We start from the raw sequence: 18,777 nt of genomic DNA, 5'->3' as shown, positions 1-18,777 counted from the left end.
TCTCAGCCCGCCAGATCCTCGGGCCGGTTGAAGTTCGCGAAGGCTGGTGCGGCATCGGCCGGCAGTTCCAGGGCCACGGCGCCGGCCTGCTGCAGCACCTGCAGCACGCGGCGCTGGCCGTTTTCCAGCGCGCGGCGGATCGGCCCTTCCAGGTCCACATGCAGCAGCGCGTGCGCCGGGTGCCAGCGCAGGCCCTCGGGCTCCTGCACGGCCGGCAGCACGGCCGGGGCTTGCGTCGCGCGTTGCCGCTCGCACAGGCGGCCGGCCAGGTCCGGCGGCAGGGCCGGCGCATCACAGCTCAGCATCCACACCCAGTCCAAGCCCTGGCCGCGCGCAAACGCCAGCGCCTGCAGCATGCCGGCCAGCGGGCCCTGGCCGCGCAGCGTGTCCGGGTCGGTCAGCAGCGGCAGGCCGCGGCTGCGGTAGTCGTCCAGGTGGCGGTTCACGCTCAGCGCCGTCGCAGCGATGTGCACGCCGGTCTGGCTGCGCAGACGCTCCAGCACCTGGTCCACCAGCGGCCGGCCGCGCCAGGTCAGCAGACCCTTGTCGGCGCCGCCCATGCGCCGGCCCTCGCCGCCGGCCAGCACCACCGCGGCGATGCGGGGCGGATCAGCCACCAATGAAGTGCATCTCCACGCGCGGCAGGCCGCTCACGCCTTCGCCGCGCAGCTGCGAGTAGCGGTCGGCCCGGCGCTGCCAATACGCGGCGATGACGCCCTGCAGCACCGCGTCGTCGCTGGCGCCATCGCGCAGCAGATGGCGCAGGTCGTGGCCCTGGTGGGCAAACAGGCAGTGGAAGACGCGGCCGTCGGTGGACAGGCGCGCGCGGTTGCAATCGCCGCAGAAGGCCTGCGTCACGCTGGAGATGAAGCCGATCTCGCCGGCGCCGTCCTCGTAGGCCCAACGCTCGGCGGTTTCGCCGGGCTGGCAGGGGTCGAGCGCGCGCAGCGGCCAGCGCGCGTGCACCAGCTGCTGCAGCTCGCGGCTGGGCACCACCTGGTCCATGCGCCAGCCATTGCTGCAGCCCACGTCCATGAACTCGATGAAGCGCAGCACCATGCCGCTGCCGCGGAAATGCTCAGCCAGGCGCAGCACCTCGTGGTCGTTCACGCCGCGCTGCACCACCATATTGATCTTGATCGGCGCAAAGCCCAGGGCCTGCGCGCTGGCAATGCCCTCCAGTACCAGGTCGACCGGGAAGTCGACATCGTTCATGCGGCGGAACAGCGCGTCGTCCAGCGCGTCCAGGCTCACCGTGAGGCGCTGCAGCCCGGCATCGCGCAGTGCCTGGGCTTGGCGGGCCAGCAGGGCGCCGTTGGTGGTCAGGGTCAGATCCAGCGGCCGGCCCTCGGGCGTGCGCAGCGCGGCCAGCTGGGCCACCAGTTGGTGCAGCTCGCGCCGCATCAGAGGCTCGCCCCCGGTCAGGCGGATCTTCTCCACGCCCAGGGCCACGAAGGCGCGCGCCGCGCGGGTGATTTCCTCGAAGCTCAGCAGCTCGGGCTGCGGCAGGAAGCGGTAGCCGGGGCCGAAGATTTCCTTGGGCATGCAGTAGCTGCAGCGGAAGTTGCAGCGGTCGGTGACCGAGATGCGCAGATCACGCAGCGGCCGGCCCAGGCGGTCGTGGGGGCGCGGCGTGGGCTCGGGGGGAAGCCGGCGCAGCAGGTGCAGCGGAATGCGCGTCTCATGCATGACGCCGGCGATTGTGGCGGAGCCCTCAGGCCCGCAGCTTGCGCAGGGTCAGTTCGTGGCCGTGGGCGCGCGGCGGGCGCCGGTGAAGCGGCGCTCCCAGTAGCTGTCGCGCATGTCTTCCACGCGCACCACGGCACCCGCGCGCGGGGCATGGATGAACTTGCCCTCGCCCACATAGATGCCCACATGCGAGAAGGTGGCGCGCATGGTGTTGAAGAACACGAGGTCGCCGGGGCGCAGTTCGTCCTTGCGGATGCTGAGCAGGTCGGTCAGGCGCGCCTGCTCGTCGGCCCGGCGCGGCAGCACCAGGCCCAGGCTGCGCTCGAATACGTAGCGGGTGAAGCCGCTGCAATCGAAACCCTGGGCGGCCGTGTTGCCGCCGCGGCGGTAAGGCACGCCCAGGAAGCCCATGGCGGCCCGCACCATGCCGGTGGCGCCTTCTCGGGCCTGGCCCAGCCAGTGGCTGGTTTCGCCGCCTTCGCCCGGCGGGCCCATCCAGCCCTGCTGAGCCAGGAAGCGCTCGATCGCCGCGCCGCGCGGGGCGCTGGCAGCGGTGGCCGGCGTGGGGGCGGCGTCGGGATGCGGAGGGCCGGCCGTGGGCGAGGCTTGCGCAGCCAGAGCGGCGCAAAGCAAGGTGATCGCCAGGGCAGGGCGTAGACGCATCCGCAACAGGGTGGGTTGGATCCGAGGCCCGGCCGTCGCCGGGGGCGGGTCCGGGCTCGTGCGAACCCGGCTTCGTGGGGGACGGGATCCCCCGAAAAGCGGCGGAGTTTGCCGGCCGGGGTGGCCGGGTGTCAAGATTTTCGACAGATTCAGCGGGTTTGTCGGCATGCGGTAAGTCCGGGGGCGGTCAGGCTCTTGTCAGCGCCAACGGCCTCTAATGACAGTGTTTGCAGCCAGGAGAGTGCCCATGCCCACCGCCGCCGACCCGACCGGCCGTTACGCCGAGTTTCACGCCCGTTCGCTGCGCGAGCCCGAGGCCTTCTGGGCCGAGCAGGCGGCCCTGATCGATTGGCAAGAGCCCTGGAGCCAGGTGCTCGATGCGAGCAAGCCGCCCTTTGCGCGCTGGTTTGTGGGTGGCCGCACCAACCTCTGCCACAACGCGGTGGACCGGCACGCCGCCGCCCACCCCGAGCGGCGCGCGCTGATCTGGGTCTCGACCGAGGTCGATCAGGAGCGCGAGTGGAATTTCGCCGAGCTGCAGCAGGAGGTTGAAGCCGCGGCGGCGATGCTGAAGCGGCGCGGCGTGGGCCGCGGCGACCGCGTGCTGATTTACTGCCCGATGGTGCCGGAGGCCGCCTTTGCCATGCTGGCCTGCGCGCGCATCGGTGCCATCCACTCGGTGGTGTTCGGCGGCTTTGCCAGCCACAGCCTGGCGGGGCGCATCGAGGACTGCAGCCCCAAGCTCATCGTCAGCTGCGACGCCGGCAGCCGCGCCGGCAAGCTGCAGCCCTACCAGCCGCTGCTGGAAGAGGCGCTGCGCCTGAGTCAACACAAGGTCGAGCAGGTGCTGTGGATCGATCGCGGCCTGGTGCCGCTGCAGCCGCAGGCGGGCCGGGACTTCATCTACGCCAGCGAGCGCGAGGCCGTGCGGGGCCAGCGCGTGCCCTGCGAATGGCTGGAGTCGAACGAGGTCAGCTACACGCTCTACACCAGCGGCACCACCGGCCGGCCCAAGGGCGTGCAGCGCGATGTGGGCGGCTACGCGGTGGCGCTGGCGGCCAGCATCCGCCACATCTTCGACGGCCAGCCGGGCGAGACCTTCTTCTCTACCAGCGACATCGGCTGGGTAGTCGGCCACAGCTACATCGTCTACGGCCCGCTGATCGCTGGCATGGCCACGCTGATGGTGGAGGGCACACCGGTGCGGCCCGACCCGGGCATCTGGTGGCGCCTGGTGCAGAAGTACCAGGTGAGGGTGATGTTCAGCGCCCCCACCGCGGTGCGCGTGCTGCGCAAGGCCGACCCGAGCTACCTGACGCAGAGCGATCTGTCCTCGCTGCGCGCGCTCTTTCTGGCCGGCGAGCCGCTCGACGAACCCACTGCGCGCTGGATCCGCGATGCACTCAACAAGCCGGTGGTGGACAACTACTGGCAGACCGAAACCGGCTGGCCCATCCTGACCCTGGCGCGCGGTGTGGCGCCCATGCATGAGCGCCTGGGCTCACCCGGCCTGCCCATGTACGGCTACCACGCCCTGCTGGTGGACCCGGAAACCGGCGCCACGCTGGAAGGCCCGAACCAGAAGGGCGTGCTGGCGCTGGACTACCCGCTGCCGCCAGGCTGCTTGCAAACCGTGTGGGGCGATGACGAGCGCTTCGTCAAGACCTATTGGTCCAGCATCCCGGGCCGCCAGCTCTACTCCACCTTCGATGTCGCCACGCGCGATGCCGACGGCTACACCTTCATCCTTGGCCGCAGTGACGACGTCATCAATGTGGCCGGCCACCGCCTGGGCACGCGCGAGATCGAGGAAAGCATCGCCTCGGTGGCCGAGGTGGCCGAGGTGGCGGTGGTGGGCGTGGCCGATGAGCTCAAGGGCCAGGTGGCGGTGGCCTTCGTCGTGCCCAAGCAGGCCATGCCCGAGGACGCACTGGCCGCCGCGGTGATGCAGCGCGTCAACGAGCAACTCGGCGCCGTGGCACGCCCGGCGCGCGTGCTGGTGGTGCAGGCCTTGCCGAAGACGCGCTCGGGCAAGCTGCTGCGCCGCGCCATGCAGGCGCTGTGCGAGGGGCGCGAGCTGGGCGATCTCTCCACCCTGGAAGATGCGGCCACGCTACAGGCCCTGGCGGAGCGCCTGAAGCCGGCGTGACGGGATTCACGCCGCGTGCGACCTGACTCGGCACGCTGGTTCGGGCCGTGAAAGGTGCACGCCGGGAGGTGGGGCTGAGCAGGCAGAGTCGCGCGTTTTCGCCCGTCCGGGCTGCCTTCCTCCCCATCCCATGCGCCAACTCCTTGCCTCTCTCGCCCTCGTGCTGCCCCTGGCGGCGACTGCCGGTCCCGTCAACGTCCTGACGAACGGCGGTTTTGAGTCCACCAAGCTGACCAATGGCCAGTGGCAGGTGTACGGCTCGCTCGAAGGCTGGAATCTGGTCAGCGGCTCGGGCATCGAGGTGCGCCGAAACGTCGCCGGTGCCGCCAAGGAAGGGCAGAACTACATCGAGCTGGACAGCTACGGCAACAGCGCCATGAGCCAGAGCCTGACCAACCTCACGCCCGGCGCCGAGTACGAGCTGAGCTTCTGGTACTCGCCGCGCGCCGGCGTGGCGGCTGACAGCAATGGCCTGCAGGTGCTGTGGAACGGCCAGGTGCTCTCGGTCCTGACCGCCAACGGCTTGGGCCTGAATGCCCACCAGTGGGTCGAGTACCACTTCGAAGTGACGGCCCAGCAAGGGCTGAACACCCTGGGCTTTGCCAGCGTGGGCCGCAACGATTCGCTGGGCGGCTCGCTGGACAACGTCAGTCTGGTGCAGGCCGTGCCTGAGCCGGCTTCGCTGGCCCTCTTCGGTGCCGGCCTGCTGGGCCTGGGCTTCACACGCCGCCGCCGCGCCTGAGGCTTCTTCCCCAAGACAAAGGGCGCCCGCGGGCGCCCTTTGCGTTGGTGCTGCAGCAGTTCAGAGCACTTCGGAGGCGAAGTCCGCCAGCCGGGAGCGCTCACCCCGCGCCAGCGTGATGTGGCCGCTGTGCGCCCAGCCCTTGAAGCGGTCCACGCAGAAGGTCAGGCCGGAGCTGCCTTCGGTCAGGTAGGGCGTGTCGATCTGCGCCAGATTGCCCAGGCAGATCATCTTGGTACCCGGGCCGGCGCGGGTCAGCAGGGTTTTCATCTGCTTGGGCGTGAGGTTCTGGGCCTCGTCGATGATGACGAACTTGTTCAGGAAGGTGCGCCCGCGCATGAAGTTCAGGCTCTTGATGCGCACCTTGGAGCGCATCAGGTCCTGCGTGGCAGCACGGCCCCAGTCGCCGGCGGCGCCATCGCCGCGCGTCAGCACCTCCAGGTTGTCGTCCAGCGCGCCCATCCAGGGGTTCATCTTTTCCTCTTCGGTGCCGGGCAGGAAGCCGATGTCCTCGCCCACCGGCACCGTCACGCGGGTGACGATGATTTCCGAGTAGCGGCGCTCGTCCAGCACCTGGGCCAGGCCGGCCGCCAGGGTCAGCAGGGTCTTGCCGGTACCGGCCGTGCCGGTCAGCGTCACCAGATCGACCTCGGGGTCCATCAGCAGGTTCAGGGCGAAGTTCTGCTCGCGGTTGCGCGCCGCAATGCCCCAGACGGCGTTCTTCGGGTTGGTGTAGTCCTTCAGCGTGCGCAGCACCGCGTGCTTGCCGGTGATCTCGGTGACGCGCGCGTGCAGCGGTGCCTCGCCGGGCGCTTCCAGGTAGAGCATCTCGTTGATCAGCAGCGAGGGCACCAGCGGGCCCGAGATGCGGTAGTTCGTGTGGCTGCCCTGGGTCCAGCTCTCCATGGTCTTGCCATGGCGCTCCCAGAAGTCGGCGGTCAGTTGCTGCACGCCGGTGTAGAGCAGGTCGCTGTCTTCCAGCGCCTTGTCATTGCGGTAGTCCTCCGCCGGCAGGCCCAGGGCACGGGCCTTGATGCGCATGTTGATGTCCTTGGACACCAGCACCACGTCACGCCCGGGGTGGCGCTCCTTCAGCGCCTGCACCACGGCGAGGATCTGGTTGTCCGCCTTGCCCTGCGGCAGGCCCAGGGGCTGGGCGGTGTTCAGCACCTCGGTCTGGAAGAACAGACGGCCGCCGGCCTCGCGGTGGCCACTGTGGTCCAGTGGCAGGCCCTTGGCCATTTCCTCCAGGGTCTGGGTCTGCAGGGAGGCGGCCAGCACGTCCAGTTCGCGGCTGACCTGGCGCACATTGCGCGCCACTTCGCTCATGCCCTTCTTGTGACCGTCCAGTTCCTCCAGCGTCATCAGGGGCAGGAAGATGTCGTGCTCCTCGAAGCGGTAGAGCGACATCGGGTCGTGCATCAGCACGTTCGTGTCGAGCACGAAGAGCTTGGGCTTCTCGCCGGGCTTGGGGGCGCTGCGCTTGCGCTTCGGGGGCTCCTGCACCGCCGCGGCCATCGGGGCGAGGGCGGGAGGCGGCGCGGCCACGCTGAGCACCGCTGGGGTCTTGGGGCGTTTGGCCGCCGCTTTGGGCTTGGGGCTGGCGCCTGGTTTCAAGTCCGTGGCCAGGGCACTGGGGGGAACGCGATCGGCTTTCTTGGCAGGCGGTTTGGGCAGTGGCATCGGTGGGCTACGGCTACGGAAACAAAAAAGCCGCCCGGGGCCGGGCGGCTTCGTGGGATGCGGCGATTTCGCTGGGCACGAATTGATTATGCACAGCGGCGCGGGCCGCAAGGCTTCGGTGTCAAGGCTGCCAATTCACGATCACCTTGCCGGCGCCCGAGGCCGGGGTGGTCACGCTGTGGTTGCTGCCGCCCTCCCAGGTCACCGCACCGCCATTCTTCTTGATGAATTTGAACTGCAGGGTGGTGTTTGCCGGCACGCTGACATCGCAGTACCAGCTCGGGTAGCTGTGCATGATCTGGTTGAAGCAGGCCCCCACGGGGTTGCTGCTGCTCCAGTTGCTCAGCTCGAAGGCCGAGCCGGTCAGGTAGACGTTCTCGCCGAGCGCGGTGCTGGCGTTGTTGACGACGAAGCGCATCGACACCTGACTGCCGCTCAGCAACTGGAAGCCCGCGTAGCTGCCCGACTGGGCGCCCCCCGCTTGGGCCACCTTGACCGCATAGCTGCCGGCCGCCACGGCAGGCACTTTGACCTTGATCTGGCTGTCCTCCCAGCTGAGGATGTCGGCGCCGGTGACGGCGCTGGCGCCGAAGTACACCGTGCCCTTGGTGCTGCCGAAGCCACGGCCATCAAGGGTGACCGTGTTGCCGGGCTTGCCCAGCATCGGACCCACGCGGCCCAACAGGGGACTGGCGTAGCTGGCCGGCTTGTATTCCCACACGGCCACGGCGCCGGCGGCCAGCGTGAAGGTGGGCACCGCCCCGGCGCTGACGCTGATGCTGTTGCCGTTCAGCAGGCCGCCGAGCTTGTCGGTGAAGCTGCCGTTGGGAAGCGCCGTCAGCAGGCCGCTGATGCTGGCGCTGCTGCTGAGGTTGCGGTTGATGGCGACCAGCACCACCGCGCTGCCGAACTTGCGCTCGTAGATGTAGATGTCGCTGTTCTTCCAGCGCTCCTGCGTGCTGCCATAGGCCAGGGCGGGGTTGCTCTTGCGCAGCGGCGCCAAGGCCTGGATGACCTTGAAGGCGGTGTTGCTGGTGTTGAAGGCGCCGATCTTGGCGCGGTTGTTCGGGTCGCCGTTGCCCGTCATGTACTGCTCGGTGCCGTAGTAGATGGCCGGCACGCCGCGCGAGGTCAGCGTCAGGGCCAGGGCCTGTTCCAGCTTGCGGCCGCTGGCGCCAACCACCTGGAAGCGGTCCATGTCGTGGTTGTCGATGAAGGTGACCTGGTCGATCGGCTGCTGGTACTGGGTGGCACTGGCGTCCAGCATGGCGTCCAGGTCCAGCATGGTCTTGCTGCCGTTGCGCAGCACCTGGCGCACGCGCTGCCCGAACTGGAAGTCCAGCAGGCTCATGCCGCTGGTGTTGGCGAAGTCGTGGTACGCGGGGTCGGACTCGTCCGGGCTCAGGAACCACTCGCCGAAGGTGAACACCGGCTTGTAGGCGTAGATCTCGGCCATGAAGTTCTTCTGCCAGCCCTTGGGCATGTGCTTGACGGCGTCCATGCGGATGCCGTCGATGCCCAGGTCCAGCCAGGCCTTGATGGCCTGCTTGAAGTACAGGTCCATCGCCGCCTTGTTGTGGTCGATGTCGGCCAGATCGAACAGGTTGCGGTAGATGCCGTCTTCCAGGTTGGCGAAGCTGGTGCCGCCGTTGTGGTGGAAGTAGCCGCTCGGGTCGTTCGAGTAGCCGGCCAGCAGGGCGCCGTTGTCGTACAGGCGGCCGTTCTCGGCAAAGCTGGCATCGGTCTGCGAGGCTGGCGAGCTGTGGTTGGGCGCGAAATCGATGACGACCTTGATGCCCTTGGCATGGGCCGCGCTGATGAGGTTCTGGAAGTCCGTCAGCGTGCCGTAGCGCGGGTCGGGCTTCTTGAAGTCGCGCGCCCAGTAGCCGTGGTACGCGGTGCTGTTGGTGCCGCTGTAGTTGATGACGGCGTAGATGTTCTCGACCGGCTGCGAGATCCACAGGGCGGTGATGCCCAGGGTCGTGAAGTAGCCGTCGTTGATTTTGTTGATCAGGCCCTGCCAATCCCCGCCGCAGTAAAGCTTGAGCTGGGTGCAGCCGGCGCTGAAGGCCGCGCCGCTGGGGTTGTTGGCGGTATTGCCGTCGACGAAGCGGTCGGTGACGACCTGGTAGATCACGTCGGTGGCAAAGCTCGCCTTGTTGGACACATGGGTGTCCGGTGCGGCCAGGGCGGTGGCGGCGAGCGAGGCGAGGAGAAGGGCGCCGAGGCGCGAAAGCTGTGGGGTCTGCATGGCGGTTCCGGGGTGTGCCGGCCTTGCGCGCATGCGATGCGTCGGTGGGCCGGTCGGGTGGATGAAGCTGCGCCGACTGCTTTCACCTGGACTGCCCACCAAGGTGTTGGCGCATCTGTAGTTTGACTACTCGATGCGCCAAGATGGCCTCGTGTTCCTACTGATGACCTGGACTATTTGGAAACAAAAGGTTGTGGCGATGATGTAGTTTGGATACTTGTCCCCGGATCGCAGACGTAAAAAAGCCCGGCAGTGCCGGGCTTTCTGGGGAGCGGGTAGGGCTCAGGCAGCGGCCTTGGTGGCGCCCTGCAGGGTCTTGATGGCGTCAATGACCTCTTCCACGTGGCCGGCCACCTTCAGGCCGCGCCACTCGGCGCGCAACACGCCTTGGGGGTCGATCAGGAAGGTCGAGCGCTCGATGCCCTTGACCTTCTTGCCGTACATGATCTTGTTCTTCACCACGCCGAACATGTGGCAGAGCTTCTCTTCGGTGTCGGCCACCAGTTCGAACGGCAGGCCCAAGGTTTCCTTGAACTTGGCGTGCGAAATCAGGTTGTCGCGCGACACGCCGATCACCACGGTGTTCAAAGCCGTGAATTCCTTGTAGTGATCGCGGAATTGCATGGCCTCGGTGGTGCAGCCGGGGGTGTTGTCCTTGGGGTAGAAATACAGGACGACAAACCGGCCTGCGAAGCTATGCTGCGTGAACTTGAGCCCGCCGGTGGCTTGGGCCTCGATGTCGGGAAGGGCTTTGTTGAGCGCAGGCGTCATGAGGTCGGGGTCTCGCGGCTAGGGGCAAACCCATCGTGCCCTGGGTTCGCCCCGTTTGAGGGTGATCCACCAAGAGCAGCCTTGGTCAATCACGAAAACGGGCACAGCCTGCGATTATACGGGCAATGGCAAGTGCCACCCGTGGCGGGGTTCACGCGAGCAGCAAAGCGGCCACCACTTTGCGGCCTTCGCCGGCCAACACCGTATAGGTGCGGCTGGCGGCGTTCAGATCCATGGTCTCAATGCCCACGCGCGCCTCGATCAGGCTCCGATACAGGCTGGGGTGCGTGAAACGCAGCTTGGCGCCGCTGGAAAGAATCACCAACTCGGGCTGCAGCGCCAGGATGGCCTCGAAATGGGCCGGTTCGAGCTCTTCGAACCGCCGCGGCGCCCAGGCCTGTACCGTGCCGCGCCAGGGCACCAGCACCGATTGCTCGTGCAGGTGGTCCTGCACCCAGACCTGGCCGGGTGCGACCCGTGTGATGGCGTTGACGCCCTCGGCTTGATCGAGCTGGAACTTCATCGTGGGTAAGCCTGCGTGGCAGGCGAAGGCAGGCCAGGGCCCTGTGTTGAAATCGGCACCCGTTTGTTCTGTGTGCGCCGCAGCATTATCGGCAGCACCCCTGGAGTTCCGGTTTGAAGCCCCTGCAGAAGTCCACCAAGCTGGCCAATGTCAATTACGACATCCGTGGCCCGGTGCTGGAAAAGGCCCGCCAGATGGAGGAAGAGGGCACCAGCATCATCAAGCTGAACATCGGCAATGTGGCCGCCTTCGGCCTGCTGCCACCGGACGAGATCGTGCACGACATGATCCGCAACCTGCCTTCGGCTGAGGCCGCCGGCTATACCGACAGCAAGGGTCTGTTCTCGGCCCGCAAGGCGGTGGTGCACTACACCCAGCAGCAGGGCGTGGCCGGGGTGACGGTCGATGACGTCTACCTGGGCAACGGGGTCTCCGAGCTGATCACCCTGGCGGTGAATGTGCTGCTGAACGAGGGCGACGAGTTGCTCGTGCCCTCGCCCGATTACCCGCTTTACACGGCGGTCACCGGCCTGGCCGGCGGGCGCCCGGTGCATTACCGCTGCGTCGAGGAAGCCGGCTGGCTGCCCGACTTGGATGACATGCGCGCCAAGATCACGCCGCGCACCAAGGGCATCGCCGTCATCAACCCGAACAACCCGACTGGGGCGGTGTACCCGCGCGAAACCCTGCTGGGCATCATCGAGTTGGCGCGCGAGCACAGCCTGGTGATCCTGGCCGACGAGATCTACGACAAGACCCTGTACGACGGCGCCCGGCACATCAGCATGGCCAGCCTGGCCGACGATGTCTTGTTCCTGACCTTCAACGGCCTCTCGAAAAACTACCGCAGCTGCGGCTACCGCTCGGGCTGGATGGTGGTGAGCGGCGCCAAGAAGGACGCCAAGGACTTCATCGAGGGCCTGAACATGCTGGCCAGCCTGCGCCTGTGCGCCAACACGCCGGGCCAGCTGGCCATCCAGACCGCGCTGGGTGGCTACCAGAGCATCAAGGATCTGGTGGCCCCCGGCGGCCGGCTGGCGCGCCAGCGCGACATGGCCTACGAGCTGTTGACCGCCATCCCGGGCGTCTCGGTCGTCAAGCCGCAGGGCGCGCTCTACATGTTCCCGCGCCTGGACCCGGCGCTCTATCCGATCGCGGACGACCAGCAGTTCGCCTACGAACTGCTGGCCGAGGAGAAGGTGCTCATCGTGCAGGGCACCGGCTTCAACCACCGCGACACCCAGCACTTCCGGGTGGTCTTCCTGCCCCATGTCGACGACCTCGAGGAAGCGATCGGCCGCATCGCCCGCTTCCTTGCCGGTTACCGCAAACGTCACGCTTGAACCAATCTATGAAACCGATCCGAGTGGGCCTGCTGGGCTTTGGCACCGTGGGCGGCGGCACCTTCCAGGTGCTGACGCGCAACCAGGAAGAAATCAGCCGCCGCGCCGGTCGGCGCATCGAGATCGCGGCGGTGTGCCGTCGTGACCTCGCCGCCGCCCGCGCCCAGGTGGGCGAGGGCGTGCGCGTGGTGGCTGACCCGATGGAGATCGTGCGCGACCCCGAGATCGACATCGTGGTCGAGTTGATCGGCGGCGAGGGCGTGGCCAAGGACGTGGTGCTGGCCGCGATCGAGAACGGCAAGCATGTCGTCACCGCCAACAAGGCCCTGCTGGCTGTGCATGGCAACGAGGTCTTCACCAAGGCCCAGGCCAAGGGCGTGATGGTGGCCTTCGAGGCCGCGGTGGCGGGTGGCATTCCCATCATCAAGGCACTGCGCGAATCCCTCGCGGGCAACCGCATCGAGTGGGTGGCCGGCATCATCAACGGCACCACGAATTTCATCCTCAGCGAGATGCGCGCCAAGGGCCTGGACTTCGACGTCGTGCTGAAGGAAGCCCAGCGCCTGGGTTACGCCGAGGCCGACCCGACCTTCGACATTGAGGGCGTGGACGCTGCGCACAAGCTGACCATCCTCAGCGCGATTGCGTTTGGCACGCCGGTGCAGTTCGACAAGGCCCATGTCGAGGGCATCACCGGCCTGCAGGCCATCGACATCAAGTACGCCGAGCAGCTCGGCTACCGCATCAAGCTCTTGGGCATCACGCGCCGGCGCGACGAGCTCGGTGGCATCGAGCTGCGCGTGCACCCCACGCTGATTCCGACCCAGCGCCTGATCGCCAATGTGGAAGGCGCGATGAACGCCGTGATGGTGCAAGGCGATGCCGTGGGCACCACGCTGTACTACGGCAAGGGTGCGGGAGCCGAGCCCACCGCGTCGTCGGTCGTCGCCGACTTGGTGGACGTGACCCGCCTGGCCACCGCCGACCCCGACCACCGCGTGCCGCACCTGGCCTTCCAGCCGGACCAGATGGGCAGCACGCCCATCCTGCCGATGTCCGGTGTGCGTTCGTCCTACTACCTGCGCCTGCGCGTGGCCGACGAGACCGGCGTGCTGAGCCGCATCACCACCATCCTGGCCGAGAACGACATCAGCATCGATGCCGTGCTGCAGCGCGAGAGCCTGGAGGGCGAGCGCCAGACCGACCTGATCATCCTGACCCATGTGACCGTGGAAGAGCGCATGGACCGCGCGCAGGAGTTCATGCAGAGCCTGCCCTCCGTCTTGGCCCCGATCGTCCGCATCCGCAAGGAAGACCTGGCCTGACCATGCGTTACCTCTCGACCCGCGGCGGCGGGGACCCCAAGCGCTTCTGCGACATCCTGCTCGAAGGCCTGGCCGAGGATGGCGGCCTCTACCTGCCCGAGCGCTACCCGCAGGTGGACGGCGCCACGCTCGCCTGCTGGCGCGGGCTGGCGTACCACGAGCTGGCCTTCGAGATCCTCTCGCTCTATATCGACGACATCCCGGCCGCGGACCTGCAGCGCATCTGCGCGCAGACCTACCGTGCCGAGGTCTTCGGTGGCCGCACCGAAATCACGCCGCTGAACGAGCTGGAGCCGGGGCTTTACCTCGAAGAGCTGTCCAACGGGCCCACGCTGGCCTTCAAGGACATGGCCATGCAGTTGCTTGGCGCGCTGTTCGAGTACGAGCTCGGGCGCCGCGGCGAGCAGCTCAACATCCTGGGCGCCACCAGTGGCGACACCGGCAGCGCCGCCGAGTACGCGATGCGCGGCCGTGCAGGGGTCAATGTCTTCATGCTCAGCCCGCACGGCCGCATGAGTCCCTTCCAGCAGGCGCAGATGTTCAGCCTGCAGGACAAGAACATCCACAACCTGGCGGTGCGCGGCGTGTTCGACGACTGCCAAGACATCGTCAAGGCCGTTAGCAACGACCTGACCTACAAGAAGAGCCGCAAGATCGGCACCGTCAACAGCATCAACTGGGCGCGCTTGCTGGCCCAGGTGGTCTATTACTTCGCCGGCTACTTCCAGGCGACGAAGTCGAACGACGAGCGGGTGAGCTTCTGCGTGCCCAGCGGCAACTTCGGCAACGTCTGCGCCGGCCATGTGGCGCGGCAGATGGGGCTGCCGATCGCCCAGCTGGTGGTGGCCACGAACGAGAACGATGTGCTGGACGAGTTCTTCCGCACCGGCCGCTACGCCCCGCGTGGTGCCGCGCACACGCACGCCACCAGCAGCCCCTCGATGGACATCAGCAAGGCCAGCAATTTCGAGCGCTTCGTTGCCGACCTGTTTGGCCGCGAGGGCGCGCGCGTGCGTGCCGCCTTCACGGCGCCGGCCTTCGAGATCCCGGCGGCCGACCGCGAGCGTGTGGCGACGGAGTTCGGCTTTGCCTCGGGATCGAGCAGCCATGCCGACCGCCTGGCCACCATCCGCAGCTGCCAGCAACGCTACGGCCGCCTGATCGACCCGCATACGGCCGATGGCCTGAAGGTGGCGGTCGAGCAGCGTCAGGCCGGCGTGCCGATGATCGTGCTCGAGACGGCCTTGCCGGCCAAGTTCGCCGAGACCCTCGTCGAAGCCACGGGCGCGCAGCCGCCGCGCCCTGCGGGCCTGGATGGCATCGAGAACCTGCCCAAGCGTGTGCAGGTGCTGGATGCCGATGTGGGTCAGGTGCGTGCGGTCATCGATGCGGCGCTGGGGCTCTGAATGCTGAGCCTGGATGAGGCGCTGAGCAGGCTGCTGGCTGCCGCCCAGCCGGTGGACGGCATCGAGGCCCTGCCCACCGCGGCCGCGCGCGGCCGCGTGCTGGCGCAGGGCGTGGTGGCAGGCATCCACGTGCCTTCGGCCGACAACAGCGCCATGGACGGCTATGCGGTGCGCGTGGCGGATGCCGGCCAAGAGCGGCCGGTACTGCAGCGCGTGCCTGCGGGCCGCTGGCCCGAGGCGCTGCCAGCGGCCGGTGTGGCGCGCATCTTCACCGGCGCCAGCTTGCCGACCGGCGCCGAGGCGGTGGTGATGCAGGAGCAGTGCCAGACGCGCACGGACGAAGCGGGCCAGGTTTGGGTGCGCTTGCCTGAGGAACTGCAGGCCGGCCAGAACATCCGCCGCGCGGGCGAGGACATTCGCGCCGGCAGCGAGATCCTGGCCGCCGGCACCCGGCTGGACGCCGCGGCGCTGGGCTTGGCCGCCTCGGTGGGCCTGGCCGAGCTGCCCGTGCACGCCCGCGTGCGCGTGGCGCTCTTTTCCACCGGCGACGAGCTGGTGATGCCCGGCGAGCCCCTGCCTCCCGGCGCCATCTACAACAGCAACCGCTTCACCCTGCGCGCGCTGCTGGAAGAGCTGGGCTGCGAGGTGCAGGACTTCGGCATCGTGCCCGACCAGCTGCAGGCCACGAAGGATGCACTGGCCCGCGCCGCCGCCGCGGCCGATCTGGTGCTGACGAGTGGCGGCGTGTCGGTGGGCGAGGAAGACCATCTGAAGCCGGCGCTCGAAGCCCAGGGCCGGCTGGACCTGTGGCAGATCGCTATCAAGCCCGGCAAGCCGCTGGCCTATGGGCAGATCCGTCGAAGCGATGGCTCGGAAGCGCATTTCGTCGGCCTGCCCGGCAACCCGGTCTCCAGCTTCGTCACCTTCCTCCTGCTGGCCCGCCCGCTGATCCGCCGGCTGGCCGGCGAGGCCGAACCCCGCAAACTGCAGCTGCCGGTGGCGGCCGCGTTCGAGTGGAAGCGGCCGGACCCGCGCCGTCAGGAATTCCTGCGCGTGCGCCTACAGGTCGATGGTCGCGCTGCGCTGTTCCAGAACCAGGGCTCGGGCGTGCTGTCCTCGCTGGCCTGGGCCGACGGCCTGGTGGCGCTTGCGCCTGGTCAACGGGTGCAGCCCGGGGACGTCGTACCCTTTCTGCCCCTGTTGCTGAAAACGTAAAAAACCCGTGCTGACGCTGCGCTACTTCGCCCGCCTGCGCGAGGCCCTGGGCCCGCAGGAAAGCCTGCCCTTCACCGAGGGCCTGACGGCCGCCGCCGTGCGCGACCTGCTGATTGCCCGCGGCGGCGCCCATGCCGAAGCGCTGGCGCGCACGCAGCTGCTGCGCTGCGCGCGCAACCAGCAGATGTGCGCCGAAGCGGTGAGCCTGCAGGACGGCGACGAGCTCGCCTTCTTCCCACCCGTCACCGGAGGCTAGGTGCAAGGCCTGCACCTTTGTGCCGACCTGCGCGGCTGTGCGCCGCAGGCCTTGATGACCGAGCTGGCCGCGCTGCGCGCGCTGTGTGTGCAGGCGGTGAGTGAGGCCGGTCTGCAGGCCGTGGCCGAGTGCTTCCATGCCTTTGAGCCCAGCGGCTCCGGCATCACCGGCGTGGTGCTGCTGGCCGAATCGCATCTGGCCATCCACACCTGGCCCGAGCAGCAGGCGGTGACGCTGGACGTCTACGTCTGCAACTACAGCGCCGACAACCGCGCCAAGGCGCAGGCCCTGCTGGCGGCGCTGCAGGCCGCCTTTGCGCCGCAGCGGGCGCAGGTGCAGGCGGTCGAGCGCGGCGCGCTCTAGGAGGCTGTCGGGCTTTGGGCATGCCCCGCGTTCGAGCGGGAAAGGGGCCAAGGCTAGGCGGTCGGGCGCAGCCATACCGGGCGTCTGGCAAGCGCGGCCAACGACGCATTGGCCCCTTTCCCGCTCGAACCCTTCGGGCTGGGCTGCCAGGGCCGGCCATGCGTCGTTGCCGGCTCGTTGTGGGGACCCGCCACACGCCTCGCCGGCGTCTAGCCTGGCTGGCCCTGGCAGCCCAGCGCGGGGCATGCCCAAAGCCCGACAGCCTCCTAGCGCTTCTTCTTCGGCGCGGCCGGCTGGTCGTGCCGCACCACCCAGTCCAGGAACTCCTGGTACCAGAGTTTGCTGTTGCGCGGCTTCAGCACCCAATGGTTTTCGTCCGGGAACCAGAGCAGGCGGGCCTCGATGCCGCGCGCCTGCAGGGTGTTGTAGTAGGCCAGGCCGTTGCAGTCGGGCACGCGGTAGTCGCGCGCGCCGTGGATGACCAGCGTGGGCGTCTGGAAATGCTGCGCGGCGCTGTGCGGGCTTTGCGCGGCCACGCGTGCCGGGTCTTCCCAGTAGCGCGCGTGCAGGTCGCGCGGCCGTTCCATGTAGGAATCGGCCGCGAAGGTGGCCACGCGGTCGAACACGCCGGCGTGGCAGACATAGCTGCGGTAGCGCCCGGGCGTCTTTACGTGGCCGTTCATCCAGGCCACCAGGAAGCCGCCATAGCTGCCGCCGCTGGCGCTGATGCGTTCGCCATCCACCCAGGGCTGGCGCTGCAGCCAGTCGGTCACGGCCTCCAGGTCTTGCAGCTCCAACTCGCCTTGGCGACCCATGATGCTGTCGCGGAAGGTAAAGCCGAAGCCGCTGGAGCCGTGGTAGTTCACCTGCACCACCACATGGCCGCGCCCGGCCAGTACGTGCGGGTTCCAGCGGTAGTTGAAGCTGGCGCCCGCGGCGGCGTAGGGGCCGCCGTGGATGACGTGCAGCACCGGGTGGCGGCGCTTGGGGTCGAAGTCCACGGGGTAAGTGATCCAGCACTGCACGGGCTCGCCCCGCGCGCCCGCAACCATCTGTTCCTGCACCGCGCCCAGGCGGTGGCGGGCCAGCAGGGCGTCGTTCCAGCGCTCCAGGCGGCGCGGGGTGTCGGCGCCGGCTGCCGCCAGGCTGCGCGCCAGCAGGCGCGTGGGGTGCTGCGCGCTGTCGGCCGCCAGCACCAGGGTGTCGCCGGTGCAGGCGAAGGCCTGCACCCAGCCCTCGGTGTGCAGTGCGGCGGTTTGGGTCGTGGCCCGGGTGTGGCGCCACAGCAGGCGGCGGCCGCGTTGCTCGGCGCAGAACAGCAGGGCCTGGCCGGCATCGGCCCAGCGCAGCGGGGCTTCCACGTCGTGGTCCCAGTCGCGTGCCGTCAGCACGCGCCAGCTGGGGCGGCGGCCGTCCAGGCCTTCCACCAGGGCCAGCTCGTTCAGGGCCTTGTGGCTGCGGCCGGTCTCGGCCGCGCACAGCGCCAGGCTGTGGCCGTCCGGGTGGTAGCTGGGCGCACCGAAGTCCCACTGCGGGTCGTCGGCCAGGGCGCGCACGCGGCGGGTGCGCATGTCCAGCTCGGCCACGGCCAGGCGGTTGCTGGGGCGCTTGCGCGCGGCGGGGTCGTGCTGGAAGGCGATGCGCTGGCCGCTGGGGTGGATGTCCCAGGCGGTGGCGCCGGCCTCGCCGTCGCGTGGCAGCTCCAGCTCGGTGCCTTCGAAGAGGTCGGTGATGCGGCCGCTGGGCAGGTCCAGGCGCAGCAGGTGCAGCACGCGGCCTTCGGGCAGGTTGTGGTCCCAGTGGCGGTAGTAGGCCTCGCTGGTGGCGTAGCCGGTTTCCTTGCGCTCGGCGTGGGCCTTGAAACGGCGGCTCTGCGCGGCCGCACCCTTGAGCTCGGGCCAGACCCAGGCCGAGAAGACGATGCCGCGCCCATCGGGCTGCCACTTGAAAGCCTCGATGCCCGGTGCGAAGCGGCTGGCGCGCTGGGCCTCGCCGCCATCGGGGGCGATCAGGTAGAGCTGCGGCGTGGCGTCGCGCTCGCCTTCTTGTTCGCGCCGCGCCAGGAAGGCGATGCGATCCCCCTTGGGCGACCAGGCCGGCTGGCCGTCTTTGTCGCCGCAGGCGGTGAGCGCACGCGCTCGCGCACGGCCCTGGGTGGGCAATAGCCACAGCTGGCTGCGCGCCTGGTTGTCGGCCATCGAATGGCGCGTGAGCGTGCACACCAGTTGCCGCCCATCGGGTGCCAGGCTGGGGGCGCCGACGCGTTCGAGTTGCCAGAGGGCGTCCACCGTCAGCGGCGGCGCCTTGCGGGAGGGGCGGGGGGAGGAGGTGGCCATGGCCGGAGTGTCGCCGCGGGGTCTGGCCCGCGCTGCCTACAATTGGTTCGAACGCTTGAACC

The 18,777-nt window shown here is 68.6% G+C and carries 16 protein-coding genes; 8 read left to right on the top strand and 8 right to left on the bottom strand.

Annotation, left to right across the window (positions count from 1 at the left end; genetic code table 11):
- Nucleotides 1-2 precede the first annotated feature (2 nt).
- From mobA to I7X39_RS18140, 3 genes are read right to left on the bottom strand one after another with little or no spacing between them, the layout of a single operon-like run.
- On the bottom strand, nucleotides 3-617 hold the full coding sequence (mobA, locus tag I7X39_RS18150) for a molybdenum cofactor guanylyltransferase MobA (protein WP_310739943.1): 615 nt from the start codon (nucleotides 615-617) through the stop codon (nucleotides 3-5).
- Nucleotides 610-1,689 carry a GTP 3',8-cyclase MoaA gene (moaA, locus tag I7X39_RS18145; protein WP_198112587.1) on the bottom strand — a complete coding sequence of 360 codons (1,080 nt, stop codon included), beginning with the start codon at nucleotides 1,687-1,689 and terminating at the stop codon, nucleotides 610-612. Before moaA ends, mobA begins: the two co-directional genes overlap by 8 nt.
- A gap of 48 nt (nucleotides 1,690-1,737) precedes the next feature.
- Complete coding sequence (locus I7X39_RS18140) at nucleotides 1,738-2,352, bottom strand: C40 family peptidase (protein ID WP_198112586.1); 615 nt, start codon at nucleotides 2,350-2,352, stop codon at nucleotides 1,738-1,740.
- A 247-nt stretch (nucleotides 2,353-2,599) separates the two neighbouring features.
- Here I7X39_RS18140 and I7X39_RS18135 point away from each other — a divergent pair, with 247 nt between their 5' ends.
- Both I7X39_RS18135 and I7X39_RS18130 read left to right on the top strand, forming a co-directional pair.
- A complete protein-coding gene (locus I7X39_RS18135) occupies nucleotides 2,600-4,501 on the top strand; it encodes a propionate--CoA ligase (protein ID WP_198112585.1) in 1,902 nt (633 codons plus the stop codon).
- A 130-nt stretch (nucleotides 4,502-4,631) separates the two neighbouring features.
- On the top strand, nucleotides 4,632-5,243 hold the full coding sequence (locus tag I7X39_RS18130) for a PEP-CTERM sorting domain-containing protein (protein ID WP_198112584.1): 612 nt from the start codon (nucleotides 4,632-4,634) through the stop codon (nucleotides 5,241-5,243).
- Between the two features lie 60 nt (nucleotides 5,244-5,303).
- On the opposite strand, the gene I7X39_RS18125 is transcribed toward I7X39_RS18130, so the two are convergent.
- From I7X39_RS18125 to I7X39_RS18110, 4 genes are all read right to left on the bottom strand, one after another.
- Nucleotides 5,304-6,926, bottom strand: a complete 1,623-nt coding sequence (locus I7X39_RS18125) for a PhoH family protein (protein ID WP_198112583.1) — start codon at nucleotides 6,924-6,926, stop codon at nucleotides 5,304-5,306.
- A 121-nt stretch (nucleotides 6,927-7,047) separates the two neighbouring features.
- Nucleotides 7,048-9,177, bottom strand: a complete 2,130-nt coding sequence (locus tag I7X39_RS18120; RefSeq protein WP_198112582.1) for an alpha-amylase family glycosyl hydrolase — start codon at nucleotides 9,175-9,177, stop codon at nucleotides 7,048-7,050.
- A gap of 282 nt (nucleotides 9,178-9,459) precedes the next feature.
- Nucleotides 9,460-9,948 (bottom strand): peroxiredoxin, encoded by a 489-nt coding sequence (locus tag I7X39_RS18115; protein ID WP_198112581.1) that lies wholly within the window; start codon nucleotides 9,946-9,948, stop codon nucleotides 9,460-9,462.
- A gap of 151 nt (nucleotides 9,949-10,099) precedes the next feature.
- A complete protein-coding gene (locus I7X39_RS18110) occupies nucleotides 10,100-10,471 on the bottom strand; it encodes an Mth938-like domain-containing protein (RefSeq protein WP_198112580.1) in 372 nt (123 codons plus the stop codon).
- A gap of 113 nt (nucleotides 10,472-10,584) precedes the next feature.
- Here I7X39_RS18110 and I7X39_RS18105 point away from each other — a divergent pair, with 113 nt between their 5' ends.
- The 6 genes from I7X39_RS18105 to speD are packed head-to-tail and all read left to right on the top strand — an operon-like array spanning nucleotide 10,585 to nucleotide 16,379.
- Entirely contained in the window at nucleotides 10,585-11,814 is a 1,230-nt protein-coding gene (locus I7X39_RS18105) for a pyridoxal phosphate-dependent aminotransferase (RefSeq protein ID WP_198112579.1), read from the top strand.
- An 8-nt stretch (nucleotides 11,815-11,822) separates the two neighbouring features.
- Entirely contained in the window at nucleotides 11,823-13,139 is a 1,317-nt protein-coding gene (locus tag I7X39_RS18100) for a homoserine dehydrogenase (protein WP_198112578.1), read from the top strand.
- A gap of 2 nt (nucleotides 13,140-13,141) precedes the next feature.
- Nucleotides 13,142-14,545 carry a threonine synthase gene (gene thrC, locus I7X39_RS18095; protein ID WP_198112577.1) on the top strand — a complete coding sequence of 468 codons (1,404 nt, stop codon included), beginning with the start codon at nucleotides 13,142-13,144 and terminating at the stop codon, nucleotides 14,543-14,545.
- Nucleotides 14,546-15,760: a molybdopterin molybdotransferase MoeA gene (locus tag I7X39_RS18090; protein WP_198112576.1), complete on the top strand. Its 1,215-nt coding sequence runs from the start codon at nucleotides 14,546-14,548 to the stop codon at nucleotides 15,758-15,760.
- 7 nt (nucleotides 15,761-15,767) lie between these two features.
- Nucleotides 15,768-16,016, top strand: a complete 249-nt coding sequence (locus I7X39_RS18085; RefSeq protein WP_310739941.1) for a MoaD/ThiS family protein — start codon at nucleotides 15,768-15,770, stop codon at nucleotides 16,014-16,016.
- On the top strand, nucleotides 16,017-16,379 hold the full coding sequence (speD, locus tag I7X39_RS18080; protein WP_198112575.1) for an adenosylmethionine decarboxylase: 363 nt from the start codon (nucleotides 16,017-16,019) through the stop codon (nucleotides 16,377-16,379).
- Nucleotides 16,380-16,645: 266 nt separating this feature from the next.
- Here speD and I7X39_RS18075 read toward each other — a convergent pair whose 3' ends face one another.
- A complete protein-coding gene (locus tag I7X39_RS18075; protein WP_198112574.1) occupies nucleotides 16,646-18,715 on the bottom strand; it encodes a dipeptidyl-peptidase 5 in 2,070 nt (689 codons plus the stop codon).
- Nucleotides 18,716-18,777: the final 62 nt, after the last annotated feature.

Source organism: Inhella proteolytica (genome assembly GCF_016093275.1).
Classification (GTDB): domain Bacteria; phylum Pseudomonadota; class Gammaproteobacteria; order Burkholderiales; family Burkholderiaceae_C; genus Inhella; species Inhella proteolytica.
The sequence above is the reverse complement of the archived record's forward strand: the minus strand, read 5'-3'. Positions and strand labels throughout refer to the sequence as shown.